This window comes from Candidatus Brachybacter algidus (assembly GCF_016707225.1).
GTDB lineage: Bacteria > Bacteroidota > Bacteroidia > Chitinophagales > Saprospiraceae > Parvibacillus > Parvibacillus algidus.
Genome location: NZ_JADJID010000002.1, coordinates 236,051 through 254,976, shown reverse-complemented (window position 1 = coordinate 254,976; position 18,926 = coordinate 236,051). Strand labels below are relative to the sequence as shown.

General features: G+C 36.5%; 13 protein-coding genes. 6 read left to right on the top strand and 7 right to left on the bottom strand.

Features of this window, described 5'->3' with window-relative positions; translation table 11 throughout:
* Nucleotides 1-276: 276 nt before the first annotated feature.
* A complete protein-coding gene (locus IPI15_RS06940) occupies nucleotides 277-1,857 on the bottom strand; it encodes a T9SS type A sorting domain-containing protein (RefSeq protein WP_287400242.1) in 1,581 nt (526 codons plus the stop codon).
* Between the two features lie 324 nt (nucleotides 1,858-2,181).
* Between IPI15_RS06940 and IPI15_RS06935 the strand changes: the two genes are divergently transcribed.
* The 4 genes from IPI15_RS06935 (at nucleotide 2,182) to IPI15_RS06920 (ending at nucleotide 10,053) form a co-directional block, all read left to right on the top strand.
* Nucleotides 2,182-2,925: a LytR/AlgR family response regulator transcription factor gene (locus IPI15_RS06935; protein ID WP_287400241.1), complete on the top strand. Its 744-nt coding sequence runs from the start codon at nucleotides 2,182-2,184 to the stop codon at nucleotides 2,923-2,925.
* A gap of 24 nt (nucleotides 2,926-2,949) precedes the next feature.
* Nucleotides 2,950-4,842: a tetratricopeptide repeat-containing sensor histidine kinase gene (locus tag IPI15_RS06930; protein ID WP_287400239.1), complete on the top strand. Its 1,893-nt coding sequence runs from the start codon at nucleotides 2,950-2,952 to the stop codon at nucleotides 4,840-4,842.
* 606 nt (nucleotides 4,843-5,448) lie between these two features.
* Nucleotides 5,449-8,001, top strand: a complete 2,553-nt coding sequence (locus tag IPI15_RS06925; protein ID WP_287419688.1) for an adenosylcobalamin-dependent ribonucleoside-diphosphate reductase — start codon at nucleotides 5,449-5,451, stop codon at nucleotides 7,999-8,001.
* 186 nt (nucleotides 8,002-8,187) lie between these two features.
* Nucleotides 8,188-10,053 (top strand): DUF2779 domain-containing protein, encoded by a 1,866-nt coding sequence (locus tag IPI15_RS06920; RefSeq protein ID WP_287400236.1) that lies wholly within the window; start codon nucleotides 8,188-8,190, stop codon nucleotides 10,051-10,053.
* A gap of 520 nt (nucleotides 10,054-10,573) precedes the next feature.
* On the opposite strand, the gene IPI15_RS06915 is transcribed toward IPI15_RS06920, so the two are convergent.
* Complete coding sequence (locus IPI15_RS06915; protein ID WP_287419686.1) at nucleotides 10,574-11,005, bottom strand: RrF2 family transcriptional regulator; 432 nt, start codon at nucleotides 11,003-11,005, stop codon at nucleotides 10,574-10,576.
* A gap of 528 nt (nucleotides 11,006-11,533) precedes the next feature.
* Between IPI15_RS06915 and IPI15_RS06910 the strand changes: the two genes are divergently transcribed.
* Nucleotides 11,534-11,995, top strand: a complete 462-nt coding sequence (locus IPI15_RS06910; protein WP_287400234.1) for an acyl-CoA thioesterase — start codon at nucleotides 11,534-11,536, stop codon at nucleotides 11,993-11,995.
* On the opposite strand, the gene IPI15_RS06905 is transcribed toward IPI15_RS06910, so the two are convergent.
* Genes IPI15_RS06905 through IPI15_RS06890 form a run of 4 tightly spaced genes read right to left on the bottom strand, consistent with a single transcriptional unit; the run spans nucleotide 11,992 to nucleotide 15,862 of the window.
* Nucleotides 11,992-12,579, bottom strand: a complete 588-nt coding sequence (locus tag IPI15_RS06905) for an SCO family protein (protein WP_287400233.1) — start codon at nucleotides 12,577-12,579, stop codon at nucleotides 11,992-11,994. The two genes, IPI15_RS06910 and IPI15_RS06905, sit on opposite strands and share 4 nt — an antisense overlap.
* Nucleotides 12,576-13,415, bottom strand: coding sequence for a formylglycine-generating enzyme family protein (locus IPI15_RS06900; RefSeq protein ID WP_287400232.1), 840 nt, complete (start codon nucleotides 13,413-13,415; stop codon nucleotides 12,576-12,578). Before IPI15_RS06900 ends, IPI15_RS06905 begins: the two co-directional genes overlap by 4 nt.
* Before the next feature lie 18 nt (nucleotides 13,416-13,433).
* Nucleotides 13,434-14,468, bottom strand: coding sequence for a copper-containing nitrite reductase (nirK, locus tag IPI15_RS06895; protein WP_287400230.1), 1,035 nt, complete (start codon nucleotides 14,466-14,468; stop codon nucleotides 13,434-13,436).
* A 29-nt stretch (nucleotides 14,469-14,497) separates the two neighbouring features.
* Entirely contained in the window at nucleotides 14,498-15,862 is a 1,365-nt protein-coding gene (locus IPI15_RS06890; RefSeq protein ID WP_287419683.1) for an alginate export family protein, read from the bottom strand.
* A gap of 732 nt (nucleotides 15,863-16,594) precedes the next feature.
* Here IPI15_RS06890 and IPI15_RS06885 point away from each other — a divergent pair.
* Nucleotides 16,595-17,506 carry an IS982 family transposase gene (locus IPI15_RS06885; protein ID WP_287419681.1) on the top strand — a complete coding sequence of 304 codons (912 nt, stop codon included), beginning with the start codon at nucleotides 16,595-16,597 and terminating at the stop codon, nucleotides 17,504-17,506.
* A 485-nt stretch (nucleotides 17,507-17,991) separates the two neighbouring features.
* On the opposite strand, the gene IPI15_RS06880 is transcribed toward IPI15_RS06885, so the two are convergent.
* Entirely contained in the window at nucleotides 17,992-18,846 is an 855-nt protein-coding gene (locus tag IPI15_RS06880; protein ID WP_287400227.1) for a fumarylacetoacetate hydrolase family protein, read from the bottom strand.
* Nucleotides 18,847-18,926: the final 80 nt, after the last annotated feature.

Here is an 18,926-nt window from a genome sequence, read left to right as displayed (position 1 = left end):
AAGACCATTCCCCTTATTGTCATGATATGAAATCATACAAGTAAGGAGAACGGCAACAATTCGGTTTGATAAAGTTGTAAGTGTGTGTATTTATTATTGGCGTAAGTTTCGTGGCAAATAAATTTCTATGTAACTAATGTTTTGAGCTTGAAAAAAGTTAGAAATCAGAAATTAAAAATTAGAAATTAAAATGGGACTAAGATGAATGTTTCCAGTAAATTAAATCATTTTGATAAATTTTAAAAATGTTAAATTGATTATAATTATCGAAATATTTTAGATTTTATTAAACATAGATGTCGAGACACCCTGATTGTTCATATAACGGAGAATATAAGTACCTGAATTAAGTTCAGAAATATCCAAGTTCATTATTTGCTCCGTTTTTTTAAATGTCTTTAATTGATTTCCTTTCATGTCACAAATAATTATCGTACCCAACCTCGGTTCATCGAAATTTATAGTGATGAATTCGTCGGCAGGATTAGGAAAGAAGTTTATACCATTCGTTTTACCAAGAGATACGGATGCTACCTTGCTCAAACTTGAACTCTGATCATAATCCTGAACTTTTAATCTATAGTAATTCGTGCCAGCATTAGGATGTGCGTCTGTATAAGTGTATTGAGACTGTTCCGACGCCTTTAATTGACCTATTTCATCAAAATTCTTGCCATCGGCACTTCGCTCTATAATATATACCTCGACATTTTTTTCAGCCTCGGATGTCCAAGTCACTTCTACTTCATTTGTTTTATTCAACATAGCAGTGAATGATTTTAATGTCACAGGTAATTGAATATAGCCACCATGTAAGAAAAATGATCCTAATATGTCAGTTCTCAATCCAATTTCTTCTATTCCATTTGCATAACCTCCAAAACCCCAGATGGTTGCTTCAGTTCCTTGACCTCCCGCTGCGGCAGCGCATCCATGGTTGTGGCGACTTATATTTAGATCTATAACACTGGTGACCTCTGGATCTACAGCACCTAATGCCTGACGTTCAGTTACTTTAAGAGGGAGTTGAATAATAACATCTATTGGATTTTTTGTGGAAGTAAACGCATAGTTGCGATCTAGATAATAAATATTTTTTGCATCCTTTCTCACTGGTCCTGAATTAATATACTGACTTGCCGTAAAAGTCCCCAAGTCATTTCCCAAAGCTCTAATCCCACATATCAGGGCACCTGTATTGTCTACCACCGGTACATTTCTATGCAGGTTTCCACTTGTAGGAGTGATTTGAACTGATGCGGTCACGCAGCTTTGTGTGGATATAATCACCGGTTCAAACGCATCATATGCAGCAATCCCAAAATTATCAATTGATGCGGCTGTTTTTCTCACTCTTAGATAAATTGTTTCGTTTGGGATTAGAAAGCCAAAAGATATTGCAGGCATTAATTCTCCCGGAGTCTCATATGTTCCCCCATCTTCATCACAGCCAATGTAGTTGAGGCTTCCACAACTTCCTTTGAATAACTGAAGAGAGTAATCATTTTCCGCATCTGTGGTCCCACCGTAGGCATATAATGCTATTACGACATTACCTGAAGTCGGCACTTTAACACGATACCACACATCTATATTTGTAGATTTCGTATTGCAGGAAGTACCTCCAGGAACAGTACTTGCTGTAGCACTCAACATCGTCCCCACAACCATAGCTGTGGCAAAACTTTTAGTCACAGTAAGTAGTATCGCTCCGCTGCAATCGTCATTGGCGGGAGGAGGTAATATAAAAGACTTCCCTTCCTTCAGTTCATTTGCTGGTTTATGAAGATAAACATTTGCATTAGCATTGAAGCAAAAAGTTGAAACGAACAATATTAAAAAGTAGAAACATTTCATATCAACGAACTTTATTCAGATTAACCTAACAATCTATAAAATGAAAAATATTTTGACAAATATATATGCCATTCTGAAGCAATTTTAAAATAGTACATGAATGAAGCGGATCAGTACATATTAGGTTGATATCTGTACACGAAGAGTTGAAAAGAGATAAATAAAATAGATGAAAATCAAAAATCATCAAGCAGTAAACTATTGGATTGAAACTTATTTTGCTATTTTGGCGAAATATTTCATTTATTCCCCTATCATATTATAAAATAAATATTGGTATTGAGATTTCAATACTGGTTAAAGAATTAGAATATAGTTGAGCATATGGATTCAAGGTTGAATTACATTTTAGTAGATGATGATGAACTTTACAGAGACTATACACATATGCAGCTTGAGCATATTCCTCAACTACATTGTCTGGCTATTTGTGACAATGCCCTTACTGCCAGAGAGCAAATAATTCTATTACAACCTGACTTGTTGGTGCTGGATATAGAGATGGTGGGCCTAAGCGGAATGCAACTGGTCAAAAGTCTCACCAAGGTACCTCTGGTGATCTTTATAACCTCTCACATCAACTTTGCTGTGGATGCTTTCGAACTAGATGCGGTGGATTATTTAGTTAAACCCGTATCTCAGGATCGACTTTTCAGGGCTATAGATAAAGTTAGAAAGTTGATGTCCATTGAGCAAGTCGCAAATGACCTACAGGATTTTGAACAAGAGGCAGATCATTTCTTTATCAAGGATAGGAATCAGCATGTAAGACTAAATTTCGCTGATGTAGTATATATTGAATCTTTGGGCAATTTCGTAACATTCTTCATGAAAAATGGAGATAAAAAAATAGCATTGGTTAGTTTGAATCAACTAGAGATTCAGCTTGCTCATGCTGACTTTGTGCGTATAAGTAGATCCCACATCATCAATAAAAATTTTGTAACCTCCATAGAGAATGAAAAGATCATATATCTCAATAATGTTCCTTTATCAATCGGCAAGACTTATGTATCGACGGTAATCACTTTAATTTTAGGCAACAGCACTATTAAAAGGCAAAAATAAATTTTACTACCGAACTTATTTTAAATGCAAAAAGTACTATTATTTATATTCTTATTAATTATTGTTGGGGCTACTAATGCTCAAAATACACGCTGGGTGGATAGTTTGGACAAGGTGTTTAATAAAATGCCAGATGATGTCAATAAATTAAAGGCCTATGCTGTTTTAACCGATTCACTCAAGACGAAAAATCAAAGAAGAACGCTAGCATTCTGTTTTCAGGCCCTACGTTTGGCAGAGACACTAAATGAAGAAGAATATATCGCATCCAATCTTAGGGATATAGGACAATCTTATTTTCATTTGCACAGCTTTGATAAATCACTTGAGGCTTACTACAAAGCATTACGAATCTATGAGAAGAGAAAAGATTTCCGTGGGATATTAAAAGTGTACGATTATTTAATTCGTATATTTCTAGATACAGATATCACTAAATCAAAGGTATATTTAAATAAAGAGGAAGCGATCCTTAAGAAATATTATAAAGATGACCATGACCTTAATTACAATTTAATTGGTAAAAAAAGCTCCTATTTTTTAACCAAACAAGAGTTCGATTCAGCTTTGATTTACTCCTATAAATGTCTGTATCTGGACAAAAAGGCGGATGTTAAAAACCCAATAATATATTGTCAGGATTACAGTATGATAGGCTTAATGCTAAAAAAACTGGGGAGATATAACGAGGCTCTGATATATTATGACAGCTGCAAAGCCATTCTGGACACAATGCCTAAGGATGATTTTATTAAGATTCTTTACAGTTTTTCGTATAATAATTATGGAAACCTTTATAATGATATGGGTAGATATAAAGATGCTATAAATGCCTTGAATAAAAGTATTCTATATGCAAAAGAGAGTTCAGATAATAGTACCATGGCAAGAGGGTATGATGCTCTTGCCGATTCCTTTGAAAAAATGGGGGACTACAAAAATCAGGCAATAAATCTTCAAAAGTATCATTCTTTGAAAGACAGCCTTTTTACAATAGATAATAAAGTTGTAATGGTCGAACTTGAGTCAGAATATGAAATGGAGAAAAAAAACGCCGACCTCGCAGAGAAAGAGTCTGAAAACTTGACCCAACGAAATCAACGAAATGTTTTGTTGTTTTTGGCAGGTATCATTTTGGCAGTTTTAAGCATTTTAGCGTTTTTTTATAGAGGTATCAAACTTAAAAATAGACAACTAGCCACTCAAAATATCCAAATAAATACGCAGAAAGATCAGTTACAAAATCTCAATACAGTAAAGGATCGATTGTTCGGCATTATTAGTCACGATCTGCGTAGCCCATTGTCAGCATTGAAAACGTATCATATTATGTCTGAAAACGACACAATGGCTATAGATAAAAAAGAAAAATACAAAACTAAAACATGGCAAGCGATCAATAGCATGACCGATATGCTGGACAATTTGCTGATCTGGGCAAACGCTCAAATCAAAGGTGGTTCTCCAGATATTAAATCTTTTTCCCTACGTGAAAGTGTAGGAGATACGATCAGTGAAGTAAAAGCTCAGGCTGATAAAAAGAGTATTGTCATTATTAATAAGGTAGATATTGATCAAATAAATACAGACAATAGCATCATCTCTATAGCAGTTAGGAATCTACTGACCAATGCTATAAAATTCAGTAATCCAGGCGACACGGTGATTATTTCTTCTGCAGTTCAAAATAATAAATTGATGCTTTCAGTCGAAGACCATGGAATAGGTATGACTCCCGAGAAAATTCAGGAATTAAACGCGAATGATATTGAATCTGCTTTGGGCACTGCCGGGGAGATGGGTAGCGGTATGGGCCTATTTCTGATAAAAGAATTGCTAGTTAAGATTGGTGGTAAACTAACTGTTCATAGTGAATCTGGCGTTTATAGTAGATTTACAATAGAAGTTCCGTTGTAGAATTAGCATGAGTCAACATCTTGAGTGGATAAAAAATATTGGAATAATGATTATAGAAACTAATACCACCACTGCCTCCTGCGTAGAACCAATGATTCATATAGGTCACTGTCCTACTCAATCGGGAAATAAAAATTTCAGCGACTTCAACTGATTTCAAAATATACCAGAACTTACATCACCTTCTATAAAACAAAAACTTAAAGGCACTGAGACCTATATGGGAATTCATTCTTGAGTTCTCTAAGTAAACGAACTACTTGTAGAAGAGAAAAAACTATCCACCTGGCACAAGTGTTATCCTTTTTCCTCTTTTGTTAACTCTCAATACTCTTTTTTTGGATGATTTCTATTTGTCCAAAACACACTAAACTAACAATTGTTCGCCTACTTACCCTACCCCTTCTTTTGTAAACCTTTATGTATCAGCCACTAAACAAAGTTTTACAAATTTGTACACTTTTCCACCAACTAAAAATATTAATGTATTGATAATGAACATTTTATAAATATTTTTGGGAAACTTATGAAAATATATCAGATTATTAAATTATTTAATATAAATTTGCGTTCATAAATTTACATTCATCTTTTTATTAAAAACCTATGGCCGAGATTACTACAAAACATTTGAAAACTACGTATTCACAGGAAGAAGCATTCAACTCAAGTTTACTTTATTTTAAAGGCGATAAGTTGGCCGCCCGTGTTTGGATAAATAAGTACGCTCTCAAAGACTCACAAGGAAATCTATACGAAAAAACACCCGCTGATATGCACAAGCGCATCGCAGGTGAACTAGCCAGAATAGAACAAAAATACCCTAATTCACTTACGGAAAAACAAATACTGGAAGTGCTAAAGGACTTCAAATACATTATTCCCCAAGGAAGCCCTATGACCGGAATAGGCAATCCATTCCAGATCGCTTCCCTTTCCAACTGCTTTGTGATAGGCAATGAAGGAGATTCTGATTCGTATGGAGGCATCATGAAAACAGATCAGGAGCAGGTCCAGTTGATGAAGAGACGTGGTGGCGTAGGTCATGACCTTTCACACATCCGTCCTAAAGGTTCTCCGGTAAAGAATTCAGCGCTTACTTCTACAGGTATCGTACCTTTTATGGAGCGTTTTTCTAATTCTACGCGCGAAGTAGCCCAAGATGGTCGAAGAGGTGCTCTTATGCTTTCGATCTCTATAAAACATCCTGATGTAAGTGACTTTATTGACGCCAAACTTGAACAAGGTAAAATAACCGGTGCCAACATCTCTGTTCGTATGGATGACGAATTCATGAATGCGGTACAAAAGGATGGCATATATGTGCATAAATATCCTATTAATAGTGAAAATCCGGTTTACACAAAAGAAGTAAGAGCAAGGGATCTTTGGGATAAGATCGTACACAACGCCTGGAAATCGGCTGAGCCCGGTATCTTGTTTTGGGATACCATCATTAATGAATCACTTCCTGATTGCTATGCTGATCTTGGGTACAAAACAGTATCTACCAATCCTTGTGGTGAGATACCTCTCTGTGCATATGATTCCTGTCGACTGCTGGCAATTAATCTTTTTTCCTACGTAGAAAAACCATTTACGAATAAGGCCAACTTCAATTGGACCTTATTTAAGTCTCACGTAGGCATTGCTCAACGATTGATGGATGATATCATTGATCTTGAATTAGAAAAAATTGATAATATTCTACAAAAAATTGCTGCAGATCCTGAAGATGATGAAGTTAAACGTATAGAATATAACCTATGGAAGTCTATTCGTCATAAAGCAAAAGAAGGCCGTCGCACAGGTATTGGTATCACCGCCGAAGGTGATATGTTGGCCGCACTGGGCTTAAGATATGGAAGTGAAGAAGCTACTGAACTTTCAGTTGAAGTGCACAAGACGTTAGCAATTGAGGCATATCGTGGTTCTGTGTCTTGTGCAAAGGAAAGAGGTGCCTTTGGGATTTACGATGCGGAACGTGAGAAGAATAATCCCTTTATGCTACGTCTCAAGGAGCATGATGCCAAGCTTTACTATGAAATGTTGGAGTATGGCCGTCGTAATATTGCCCTATTGACGATCGCACCTACAGGAACAACCAGCTTAATGTCACAGACGACATCAGGCATAGAGCCGGTATTTCTGCCAGTTTATAAAAGACGCCGTAAGATCAATCCCAATGATAAAGAAGCGAAGGTGGATTTCGTAGACGAATTGGGTGACAGCTGGGAAGAATACAATGTATTTCATCACAAATTTCTTCAATGGATGGAAGTCAATGGATATAAAGATTCAGAAACTTATTCAAATGAAGAGTTGGAGGATATCCTAAGTAAATCACCTTATTATAAGGCGACATCCAATGATGTGAATTATCTGAATAAGGTAAAAATGCAGGGAGCTATTCAGAAATGGGTAGATCATAGTATTTCTGTTACTATTAATCTACCGTCTGAAGTCACCGAAGAACTCGTCGGTGAATGTTACCTGGAGGCATGGAAGTCCGGCTGTAAAGGTGTTACAGTCTATCGTGATGGATCCAGATCAGGCGTCATGGTAGCTGCAGATAACCAAAAAGACACTGGCCAGACAGATGAGATCATAACTGCCTCGCTCACGCGCCCTCAGACCTTGGAAGCTGATGTGGTGAGGTTTCAAAACAATAAAGACCGTTGGATCGCTTTTATCGGCCTGAATGATGGAAAACCATATGAGATCTTCACCGGTATGGCGGATGATGAAGATGGTATCTTGATACCTCGATGGGTGACTAATGGTCTTATCATCAAGAATAAAGAAGCGGATGGTACCAGTAGATATGATTTCCAATATGTGAATACACGTGGGTACAAAACCACGATCGAAGGATTGTCCTATAAATTCAATCCTGAATACTGGAATTATGCCAAATTGATCTCCGGCACCCTCAGACATGGCATGCCTATCGTATCTGTCGTAGATTTGATCAGCAGCCTCCAGCTGGATGAGAATATCAATACCTGGAAGAATGGTGTAGCACGCGCGCTGAAGCGATATATTCCCGATGGCACACAAGCCGGCAAATCAAAATGCAGCAATTGCAGCGGTACCAATCTGCAATATCAAGAAGGATGTCTGACGTGTCTGGACTGTGGCAATTCGAAATGTGGGTAGATAGAAATAAAATCTTAATGAAGCCGGTGAAAGCCGGCTTTTTTATTTGGTGTAAATTATGCTATGTCTGTATTAATGTAGGTATTTTATGTACTTTCTTGAAATATTAAATATATTCAACTATATTGCTTGGTTATTTTGAAAAAATCAATTTTTAGTTCTCACAATAATTTCTAATAAAAATCTATGTTATCCAAGTCTGATTTTAAAATCGCTTCAACGTGTCCAAAAAAATTAATATACAAAAAAGCCTCATACAAAACCAAAAATGATGAGAATGAGTACATGGAAATGCTGGCAAAAGGTGGTCATATTGTTTCCAAATATGCTCAGCTCATGTACCCTGATGCGATAGAAATTAATACTGAATCTTTGGAAAAGGGACATGAAAAAACCAAGCAGCTTCTTGAAGAAAACGAAAATATAATATTATTCGAAGCTACATTTATATCAGATGGGAAAGTCGTTCGTGCAGACATACTTGAAAAAGTTGGAAATGTATTGAACATAATAGAGGTGAAATCAAAATCTCATGACGATGAGGAAGACAAAGCTAAAGCAATAAAGAAACAAAAGGAAAATATAGAAGATGTAACTTATCAAACTTTAGTTGTAAAAGAATTATATCCTGAATATGAAATTCACTCCTTTCTTTTGCTTCCTGATAAGGCTAAAAGAACAACGATTGAAGGGTTGGCAGGTTGGTTTTCGTCGACAGAGATGATCGAAGAGCAATTTGAAATTGATGAATTACCAGCAAGGAATGGGGGCAATATACAAAGGCCAGTAATTGAATTTAAATATGAAAATTATGAAGATAGGCATTTATATATTAATCAACTTAAAGAAAATCACCTTCTAACTTTGTTAAATGTGGATAAAGAGGTTGTTGAGAAAATAGATTTAATCAAAGATAGAGCTTCAAGATTTCATGACATTTTAACAAATGGAATTCAGCCGGTCCATTTTTCTATTAATAAGAGTTGTAAAGAATGTGAATTCAATCTTGGTAGCGAACAAGAAAAGAATGGATTTAGGGATTGTTGGCAAGACCTGACTGATACCTCACCAAATATTTTTGATTTATATCACGGAGGAAGCTTGAAAAGCAAAGCAGGATCTTATCTTGATGAATTAATTGCCAATCGCACAATTTCATTCTGGGACTTTGACGTTGAACGGTTTAGAACAGCTGATGGTAAATATGGGCCAAGGGGTGAGCGACAATTATTGCAATTTAACCAGACAAAAGAAAACGCAGAATACATTCATCCCGGGTTGAAATCCGCATTAGAGTGTCTTGAATATCCTTTGCACTTTATTGATTTTGAAACATACTCTGGTGCAGTTCCACACCACAAAGGAATGAGAGCTTATGAAAAGGTAGCTTTTCAATGGAGTTGCCATACAATAGAAAAACCTGGAGGGGATCCTGTTCATTCAGAATTTTTAAATGATGAATATGATTACCCAAATTTTCGTTTTGCAACTACTCTGATGAATCAGATTGGTGAAGCGGGCACCCCTTTAATGTGGAGTTCTTTTGAAAATACAATACTTAAAGATGTTTTAACCCAAATGAAATTATACAATTATGTAGATGATATTTTGGAGAATTGGTTACTTAGAATCACGAAGGATAAAGACACAAAAAGGGAGGGCAGGTTTGTTGACTTAAATGATCTCACTTTAAAATATTATTTCCACCCTGACATGAAAGGTAAAACTTCCATCAAAAAAGTATTGCCTGCCATCTGGAATAACAATGAATATCTGCATTCAAATCCTTGGTTTAGCAAATACGTTTCAGAATCAGGCCCGAATTCTAATCCATATGACAATCTAGAACCCATTTACAATGCTCTTGAAAATGAAGAAGTCGTCCAGGATGGCACAGGAGCAATGCGTTTTTATCATGAGTATATGTTCGGAACCGATCCACTTGATCTCGACCGGAAAGCCCAACTTAGAAAAATATTACTGCAATACTGCGAATTGGATACAATGGCGATGGTTATAGTGTGGAGGTATTGGATGGATGCCCTTAAATAGGCTACATGGATAACTATTCACTTGTTAATTCCCTCTCACCTCCTCCTGACGACGCTCACCCAATCCCTCTATCCGCATCTCCTTTTTGCATCAGGTAAGCAATCTAGCTCTAATTTAATATATTTTGCTTTCAGGATTAACCCTTGATATAAGTCTTTATTGCAGTAATGATTTTTTTACCTGGATAGTAAGCGTAATATTCGATAAATAAATAAAATACGTCTATTCGTGCATTCGTGGCATCCTTCTTCTAGATTTTAATTCTACGAATTGAAATTAAAATGCCACGAATACACGAATGGTCAACCATTTTTGCCAACTTAATCCATATATTAGGTGTCTCATAAACCCCGATAGGGGTTGAACAACAATAGCTCCGGGTAAAACCCGGGGTGTAAATGAACTACTCTACCAACCCCGGATGGGGTTGAATATTCTTTTCCATTGAGTATAAAGCATCTTATTAAATAGAGAAATTAATTCAAATCTATTCGTGCATTCGTGGCACCCTCATTCATTTCTATTTTAAAAAACTCAGCTGTAAATCACCTCCAGCTAAATCATTTATTGTCTTAGTTTGAAATAACTGGATTAATTGTTTCTTAATTACTTTATAATCACGGTGCATAGCGCATGGATTAATATCTGAGCATACATGCAGGCCAAGAACGCATCTATCCAGCATTTGATCTTCACCCATAGTTCTAAGGATATCTATAATTGCTCTCTTTTTGTCCCGTTCTGTTAAATAAAATCCACCTCCCGGACCCCTGAGAGAAGAAACAATATGCCCATCTCCCGTGGTGAGCTGTTGCATTATTTTTGAAGTATAAGAGCGGGGTGAATTGATAGCCTGAGCAATAGTATCCAACCCTACCTTATGTTCTATGGTCGATTCTTTAGCAATATAAATGACTGCTCGCAAAGCATATTCTGTACTTTTATTGAACATAGAATTAGTATAATTTCAAATGCAGATAAAAAGAAATCTGTTGGATGACCAGTTACGGGCTTATGAATTTTTCATATAAAGTTTATCGTAGACAACCCTTTTTAGAAGGGTTGCCACGATGTCGCACTAAACACTTATTTACTAATCCTGATAAAAAAAGAAAAAACAAGCATTATCAGGATTCCTAACTAACATTTTCGGATCCAAACAAATATTAAAGGACAAATATATCTTTATTTATTAGATTTACATAAGTTTTCCTAGAATATTATTTACTCAAGTTTCGCAGCAAATAAATTTCAATAAAACTATTAATATCTTTTAGGTTAAAATTAGAAGTTAGAAATTAGAATGATACTCCGATGATTGTGTCCAGCAAATGAATCTAGAAGGATAAATTTCAAAAATATTTATATCGTTGATAACTTATAAATTAAGCAACTTATAAATATGAGTTATTTATAAATATTCAAGTTCCATCACACAATACGCAATTTATATATACATTACAAAAACAAATAAATTCAAATGACAGAAATTAAACCTAGAACTCCGTCCTATTCAGAAACTATTAAAACTGAAATTGTATGCCCAAATGATACCAATCCAGTTGGAATATTGATGGGTGGACGGCTAGTGGAATGGATGGATGTCGCGGCTGCAGTTTGTGCCCAAGTCCACACTGAGCAGGTCTGTGTTACCGCCATGATCAATAAAGTTGCATTTCGTAAACCTGCCAAAATCGGTGATGTAATCACGATTAAAGCCAGCATTACCAGAGCTTTTAGGACCTCGATGGAAATAAAAGTTACTGCTGCTGCACGTAATTATCTATCCGGCAACCAATATGACGTCAGTGACGCTTATTTTACTTTTGTAGCATTAAATAAAGATGGTAAAACTACGGAAGTCCCGGGAGTATTGCCTGAAACAGATAGTGAATTAAATGAATACGAACAAGCGTTAGTTAGAAAGAATTCTAATATTTAGAGTTTGCCATATTTCACAACTTCACCGACTTTTGCAGCTATATCATCAGTTTTGACATCAAGCCCTTCTTCCTGGCTTTGCATTCTACCATCAGGACTAAAGATGGTGATTATGTTGGAATGTGAAAAGTCAAGTGGGGAGATCTTTTTATATTTCATGGATAATACATTGGCAAATTCCTGAGTGCTTTTTTCATCCCCACGCAAAAATATCCATTGATCACCTTCCATATTGTTGTCCTTTGCAAAGGAAGTTAATTTTTCAGGAGTATCGGTTTTGGGATCAATAGAAACTAGTACCAAAGAGACTTTTGACAAGTCGGATGGATTGATTTTCTGTTCAATTTTTTTCATATTGGAAACTAAAATTGGACATGCCACTTTGCAACTGGTATAAATCATCACTACTACCAGCGTCTTCCCTTTTAGGTCGTTAAGTTTGATTGTTTCATTATCCTGATTTTGCCAGCTAGTTTGCAGGTTGAAAATAGAATCTGAAGGTAGTGGAGTTTCATCTTTTTTATCTTCTTTACATGATGTAAGAAGAACTAAGCAAGAAGTTAAAAGCAAAAATATCTTTTTCATTGGATTGTTTTTATGATGTCTTTAGCACAGCGGAACCCTAAATTGCTCACCGTGTAATTAGCTTTAAGGCTGGTTCTGAAACCGAAGCGCATGAATGCTGCATAATTCATAAGGTCGGTAGCACTTGTCGCTGATCCGGCACAAAAGAGCCCCTTATTGTCATATGATGACTCCCGAGAATCCCCGGTAGATAATACTGAATTAAAATCATCTGTCCATTCCCATATTAGATCAAACATATCATAGACTCCCCAATAGTTAGGATTATGCTGTTTTACAGGATTGAATTGGCGATCCTTGATCATATAAAGTTTGATAATTCGATCTGAATAGTCTTTTACTTTTCGGGCATCGGCTAATTTTTCATCAGCTCTGGCGGTATATTCCCATTCATCCAAAGTAGGCAAACGTTTGTTTACACTTTCAGAATAAGCTTTTGCGGCAAACCACGATACACTGCAGACAGGAGCATCAGGATTAATATTCAAAGGTAGGATGGTGTCAGAAACCCAATTGATCAGGTAGGATTCGTCAGCAAACAATCTTTTGACCATCGATTTTCTCCATTGAGGATTGGCCTTGACAAAAGTGAGAAATTCACGATTGGTAACGGGGTGTTCATCCATCATAAAAGTTTCGACTTTGACGATAGAAGTATCCGAACCGAAAAATGGTTTGAATGAGCCGCCGGTGATCAATACCATCTTTGTATCGTCTGTAATGGTATGGAGGGTATCTGTTTTCATTTCCATGATTACAGGCTTTTCCTGCACTTCCTTCTGACAAGAATAAAATGATATTAGCAGAGAAAAGAACAAGAAAAGCCTGAATGTCATGATATTATTTAGTTGATATTATAATGAACCGTGTTTGTAAACCTTAGGGTTTTCTTCTCCGGTTACTTTTATTTTACCGATCGCACCTTTATTAAATGCACGGAAAATAGAGTGATCTACGATGTTGTATTCACCAGGTACGTCTACTTTAAATTCTACGATAGCTGAACCACCGGCAGGTATAAGTGTAGTTTGTACATTGTGAGTTACAGCAGAGCCACCTTCCTGATATACATTGTCGAATATTTCACCGATCACGTGGAAAGAAGAAACCAAGTTTGGTCCACCATTACCAACAAATAAACGGATTGTTTCACCGACTTTTGCTTCAAGCATATTAGCTCCTAACATAGATCCTTTTCTACCATTGAACAACACGTAGTCAGGAATCTCTGTGTTACCTTTATCATTGTCGAATTCTTGCAAGCCAGGAGTTCCTGTTTTGTTTTTAGTATAAAATTCACCTTGCATGATGTAGTATTCGTGGTCTACTTTTTTCAAACCACCTGCAGGTTCTACCAATATTAGACCATACATACCGTTTGCGATGTGCATTGGCACTGGCGGTGCAGCGCAGTGATATACATAAAGGCCGGGATTAAGTGCTTTGAAAGAGAAAATTGCCTCTTTACCAGGTGCAGCAAAGCTACCTTCAGCTCCACCACCAGGTCCATTGACTGCATGTAAGTCTATGTTGTGTGGCATTACACTGTTGGATGCATTTTTAAGACGCAATTCGATGTCATCGCCTTCACGTACACGGATAAAGCTACCTGGTACAATATTGTTGAATGTCCAGAACTTATAAGTCGCACTATCTGCAAGAGGTCCTTCGATCTCTGTGCATTCCAGACTCACGATCAATTTTTTTGGACCCCTGTCACCGATTGGTGCCGGTACATTAGGTGCGCCAGTAATTTCTGCATTTTCTGGTGTACCTTCTGCTACCATATCAATGGCAGATTTACCGCTGCCCATAGAGCCGGGATCGCTTTTGCAAGAGAAGAATGTCGTAAGACAGACTACCAGGCAATACATTAAATAGTTTTTCATGTTAAAATTCATTTTTAGCAATTATAAAATTAATATTTCGTTTCAAAAAAAGTGGGTGTTATGTTTAAGCTTAACCATGCCCAATGTTGCAAGTCATTTCCATTAGGTGTATTTTTTAAATAATTAATAGAAGGAGTAGTTGCATAGGCAGAATATCCTCCAGTCATACTCGCAAACTTATTGATTTTATAGGAGAATCCCAAATCGAACTCCTGACCAAGATTAGTATTATATTCAGTAGTATTATTAACTATCGTATTAGGGGAGAAAAATTGATGTATTGCAAGTGAGAATCCAAGTTCCGGCTTCATCTTATAAGCTATCTTAAGATAATTATCAGAAAGTCCTGCTCCTCGATGTCCATTCCCTGCAAAATAATAATCCATAGCTCCATAGAATTTGTGATTGGTGCCAAAGTATGGATTAAAAGATTGATTTTTAGTCTGAGTCTGACCTATTTTGTTACCACTTACATAGTCTGCACCTAGACCTAAATACCATTGATTGTTGACAGTATAGCCGATATAACCTGCAAGTAAATATGCACTGGTAGCAGTCACTATTGAATTGTCATTCACCTGGTAATAAGCAGATATGTTTGCGTTAACTTTTGAATTATTATAAAAGTAATTGGCTCCCATCGTTTGTTGGAAATAGGTTTTCGTACTGTCTGATTTTGAAGCTGCATTTTGGAATCCAAGATTACTCACAAGAAGAGTGACTTTATTATGTTCATTTATTGGCAATTTTGTCCAAATCGTTTGCATCCATTTATAAGGTGTTGCATCCTGAGTGCTGTATAAGTTTCCAGCCGGGTTGCTCAAATTATTGCCATATAATGCTTTATAATTCTGGTTATAAGACGCAAATGCCCTGAATTCGTATTTATTTTTTGCAAAATTAAATGCGATGGCGTCATGCGCCCTTCCTCCTTGTGCCCAGTCTAATGCACCGAACATCCGTTCGTCATCCAATGAAATCACTTGACGACCGATCTGTGTATTCCAATTTGAATTAAGAGAAAGCTTAACCCACGTTTCGAAAAGCGAAAATTGACTACCACTATTTTCTGCCCCTTGTACCAATGGTGATTGTCCCCATACTCCAACACTCTGAGGAGTTATTTTTAACTCAAGCTTATTGTTATAGCTGTAATCCAACGTAAATCTTATCCGATCGCTAATGAGACCTGCCGGTTTCTCTCCAGACTCCAAGGGTCTGAAGGCGCCGTCGCGAAACTCACCTCTGACATGAAACTGCCCCGATAGAGAAAAGGTGTTAAGCTTTGGCATTGTATCCTGGCCATGCAAGTGGATTGCAGGAAATAAAACAACGACCAAAGCAACGAAGAGAAACTCAGTGATCTTTGAAATTGAAAAATGCTTATAATTCATGTTATATAATATTTTACGCAAAGATAAGTAGTTGTTTATAATTAAAGACATTTATATCCGTAATTATTATATGATATTTATCATGTTTTTGAATGGGATGAATATTTATCACTACGAGAACAGATTTTTATATAGTTGGATAGATTGAGCGTGGCTATGAACATTCGTAAAAGCATAGACCGACATACTAGGATAAATTCAAATTGATCTCTTAAATAGTAGGATTTAAAGCGCTATTAATGACCTGATTGCAGTGTGAATAAATATAGAATCCCCTTACCCCCAAAGAAGCAGGGTTATTCACTTCTATTTAATTGATATATAATGTTAATTATCAGTAAAAATAAATAAAGAACAAATAAGTATGAGAACTTCCCCTCTGGCAGAGCTAGGGTTTATACACATCTTTTTTGTATATTTTAAAGTAAACTTTGGTGACACAACGACGTAGGTTAACCTACGTTCGGGTGCGGGCAAAATTCATTTAGCATTTAATAAACTAATAACCTATTAAATCTATTATTTACAATCAAATCGTATTTCTATAAAATTTATTTGTGTATAAACCCTAGCAGGCAGATGCTTGCCCGCTTGAATAGGCGGGGGTGGCGATCAATGTCATTAAGTTAACGTGAATAATGGATAAGAAAAAAGGCTAAATATTATAAAAATAGGAGAATATTTAATATATTAGTGTCTGACAAACAACAATATAAATCAAATAATTCTCCTATGGATAAGCACAAAGTTATAGAAATTTTCATTACTGTTGACGATTTTTGCAAAGGATTTGATGAAATTGAGTGCAAAAGGGCTATTTCAACTGGAAATAAGAAATTCAGAAATAGAAAATCATCATTGTGTCTATCAGAAAAGATGACGATTTACATTTGCTTTCATTTGAGTTCTTATACCAATTTTAAAAGATACTATAATGAATTGGTTTTAGTTCATTGGAGAGATCTGTTTCCTGGATTGGTTACATATGAGCGATTTAATCAGACACAAAACCGACTTTTTGTTCCATTGTTGATGTTTTTGAAAAACAGATGTTTGGGAGCATGCACCGGAATTAGCTTTATTGACTCAACAACCTTAAATGTTTGTCACATAAAAAGAGAAAAGCAGAACAAGGTTTTCAAAGGTTTTGCGACTAAATCTAAAAGCACAATGGGCTGGTTTTTTGGGTTTAAACTTCACCTGATCATTAATGACAAAGGTGAGTTGTTGAACTTCTACCTGTCCAAGGCAAATGTAGATGACAGGAATCAAGACATTCTCTCCGTAATGGTAAAAGAAGTTTTCGGAAAACTCTTCGGCGACAGAGGATATATATCTGACAAACTAGCCCAATTCCTATGGAATGATGGTGTAGACTTGATCTTTAAAAGACGTAAAAACATGAAGTCTATGAACTTATCTGATAACGATAAGGTGCTGCTGAGAAAACGAGCACTAATAGAATGTGTCAATGACGAATTGAAAAACCAATGTAACATACAGCACACCAGACATAGAGCTCTGCAAGGATTTTTGAACAATGCGATTTCTGCTCTATGTGCATATCATTTCTTTCCTAAAAAACCTAGCATTAAATTAAGCACAACCGAACTCTCTAAAGAGGTATATTTGAATGTTGCTTAACCATTATTCACGTTAAGTTAAGTAATTGAAATACATAATCTATTATAGACAATATTTCGGTGCGCTGCACCTTATAGGCTATCAAATTTATTTCCATAAATATCCCTGTGCGCTGCACCTTTGCTTTTCTTCCAGGTGCAGCGCACCACGATATTTATAGAATTCGTATCAAGGTTGCTCCATGGTGCAGCGCACCGAGATATTTTGAATGAACATATGGTCTTAACTTAATGACATTGGGATGGGGACAGCAGCGGTGTTGATTGGCGTCACAATACAATGGTTAAAAAACAAATAAAGCACCACCTATTTAAATTATCTGCGGATTACATATTAATATTTTAGAGAAGTAAATGACATTGTCCTCAAAAGGAGCAAATCTCCTCAATTGAATTTTTCATTTCAATTTTTCCTTTTACCACATTAAGTTAATTTTTCGATTTTGGAAGCAAGGCATTATAAGTGAAATAATTTGTCGAATGCTTTTATTCCCAACCAATCACCTCTTGACGACTATTTCCTAACCCTTCAATGCTCATCTCCACTACATCTCCTGCTTTTAGAAAAACAGGCGACGGCTTGATACCGGCACCGACGCCGGCAGGAGTGCCTGTGCTGATAATATCACCGGGAAGTAAGGTCATAAATTGACTGATGTAAGAGACGAGATATGGCACATCGAAAATCATGTCAGATGTATTTCCATCTTGCATCAAAACGTCATTGACACTCAATTGCATTGAGAGGTTCCCGACATTGGAGATTTCGTCTTTAGTAGCTAGAAATGGCCCAAGTGGTGCGAAGGTATCACAGCTTTTTCCTTTGCAGAACTGGCCTCCTCGCTCTTTTTGAAATGCGCGTTCACTATAATCATTCATTAGACAATACCCTGCTACATGATCTAGCGCACTTTCTTCTGAGACATAAGTAGCTTTTTTGCCGATTATAATGGTGAGTTCTACTTCCCAGTCTGTTTTAAGGCTATTACGCGGAATGATGAGATTGTCATTGGGTCCGCAAAGCGCTGTAGTTGACTTGAAAAAAAGAATGGGTTCAGTCGGAACTGCCGAACCAGTTTCATTCGCATGGTCTTTAAAATTAAGTCCTATGCAAACGATTTTGGAAGGTCTGGCGACAGGTGTTCCCAGGCGAGTATCCTGAGAAATCTCTTTTAAGTCATGGGACTTGCCAGCTATTAGCGATTCCAGTTTAGTTAATCCGTCATTTTCGAAGAATGCCTCGTTATAATCCTCAAAGTATTCAGAGACATCGAGCCAACGGTCATTGTGAATGATTCCTGGTTTTTCGTGTCTTGCTGCGCCGTATCTTATTAGTTTCATTGTGTGTGAGGAGGTTAGAAAGTGAGAAAGTGAGAAAGTGAGAAGGTTAAGAGGTTAAGAGGTTAGAATGGGAGGTAATT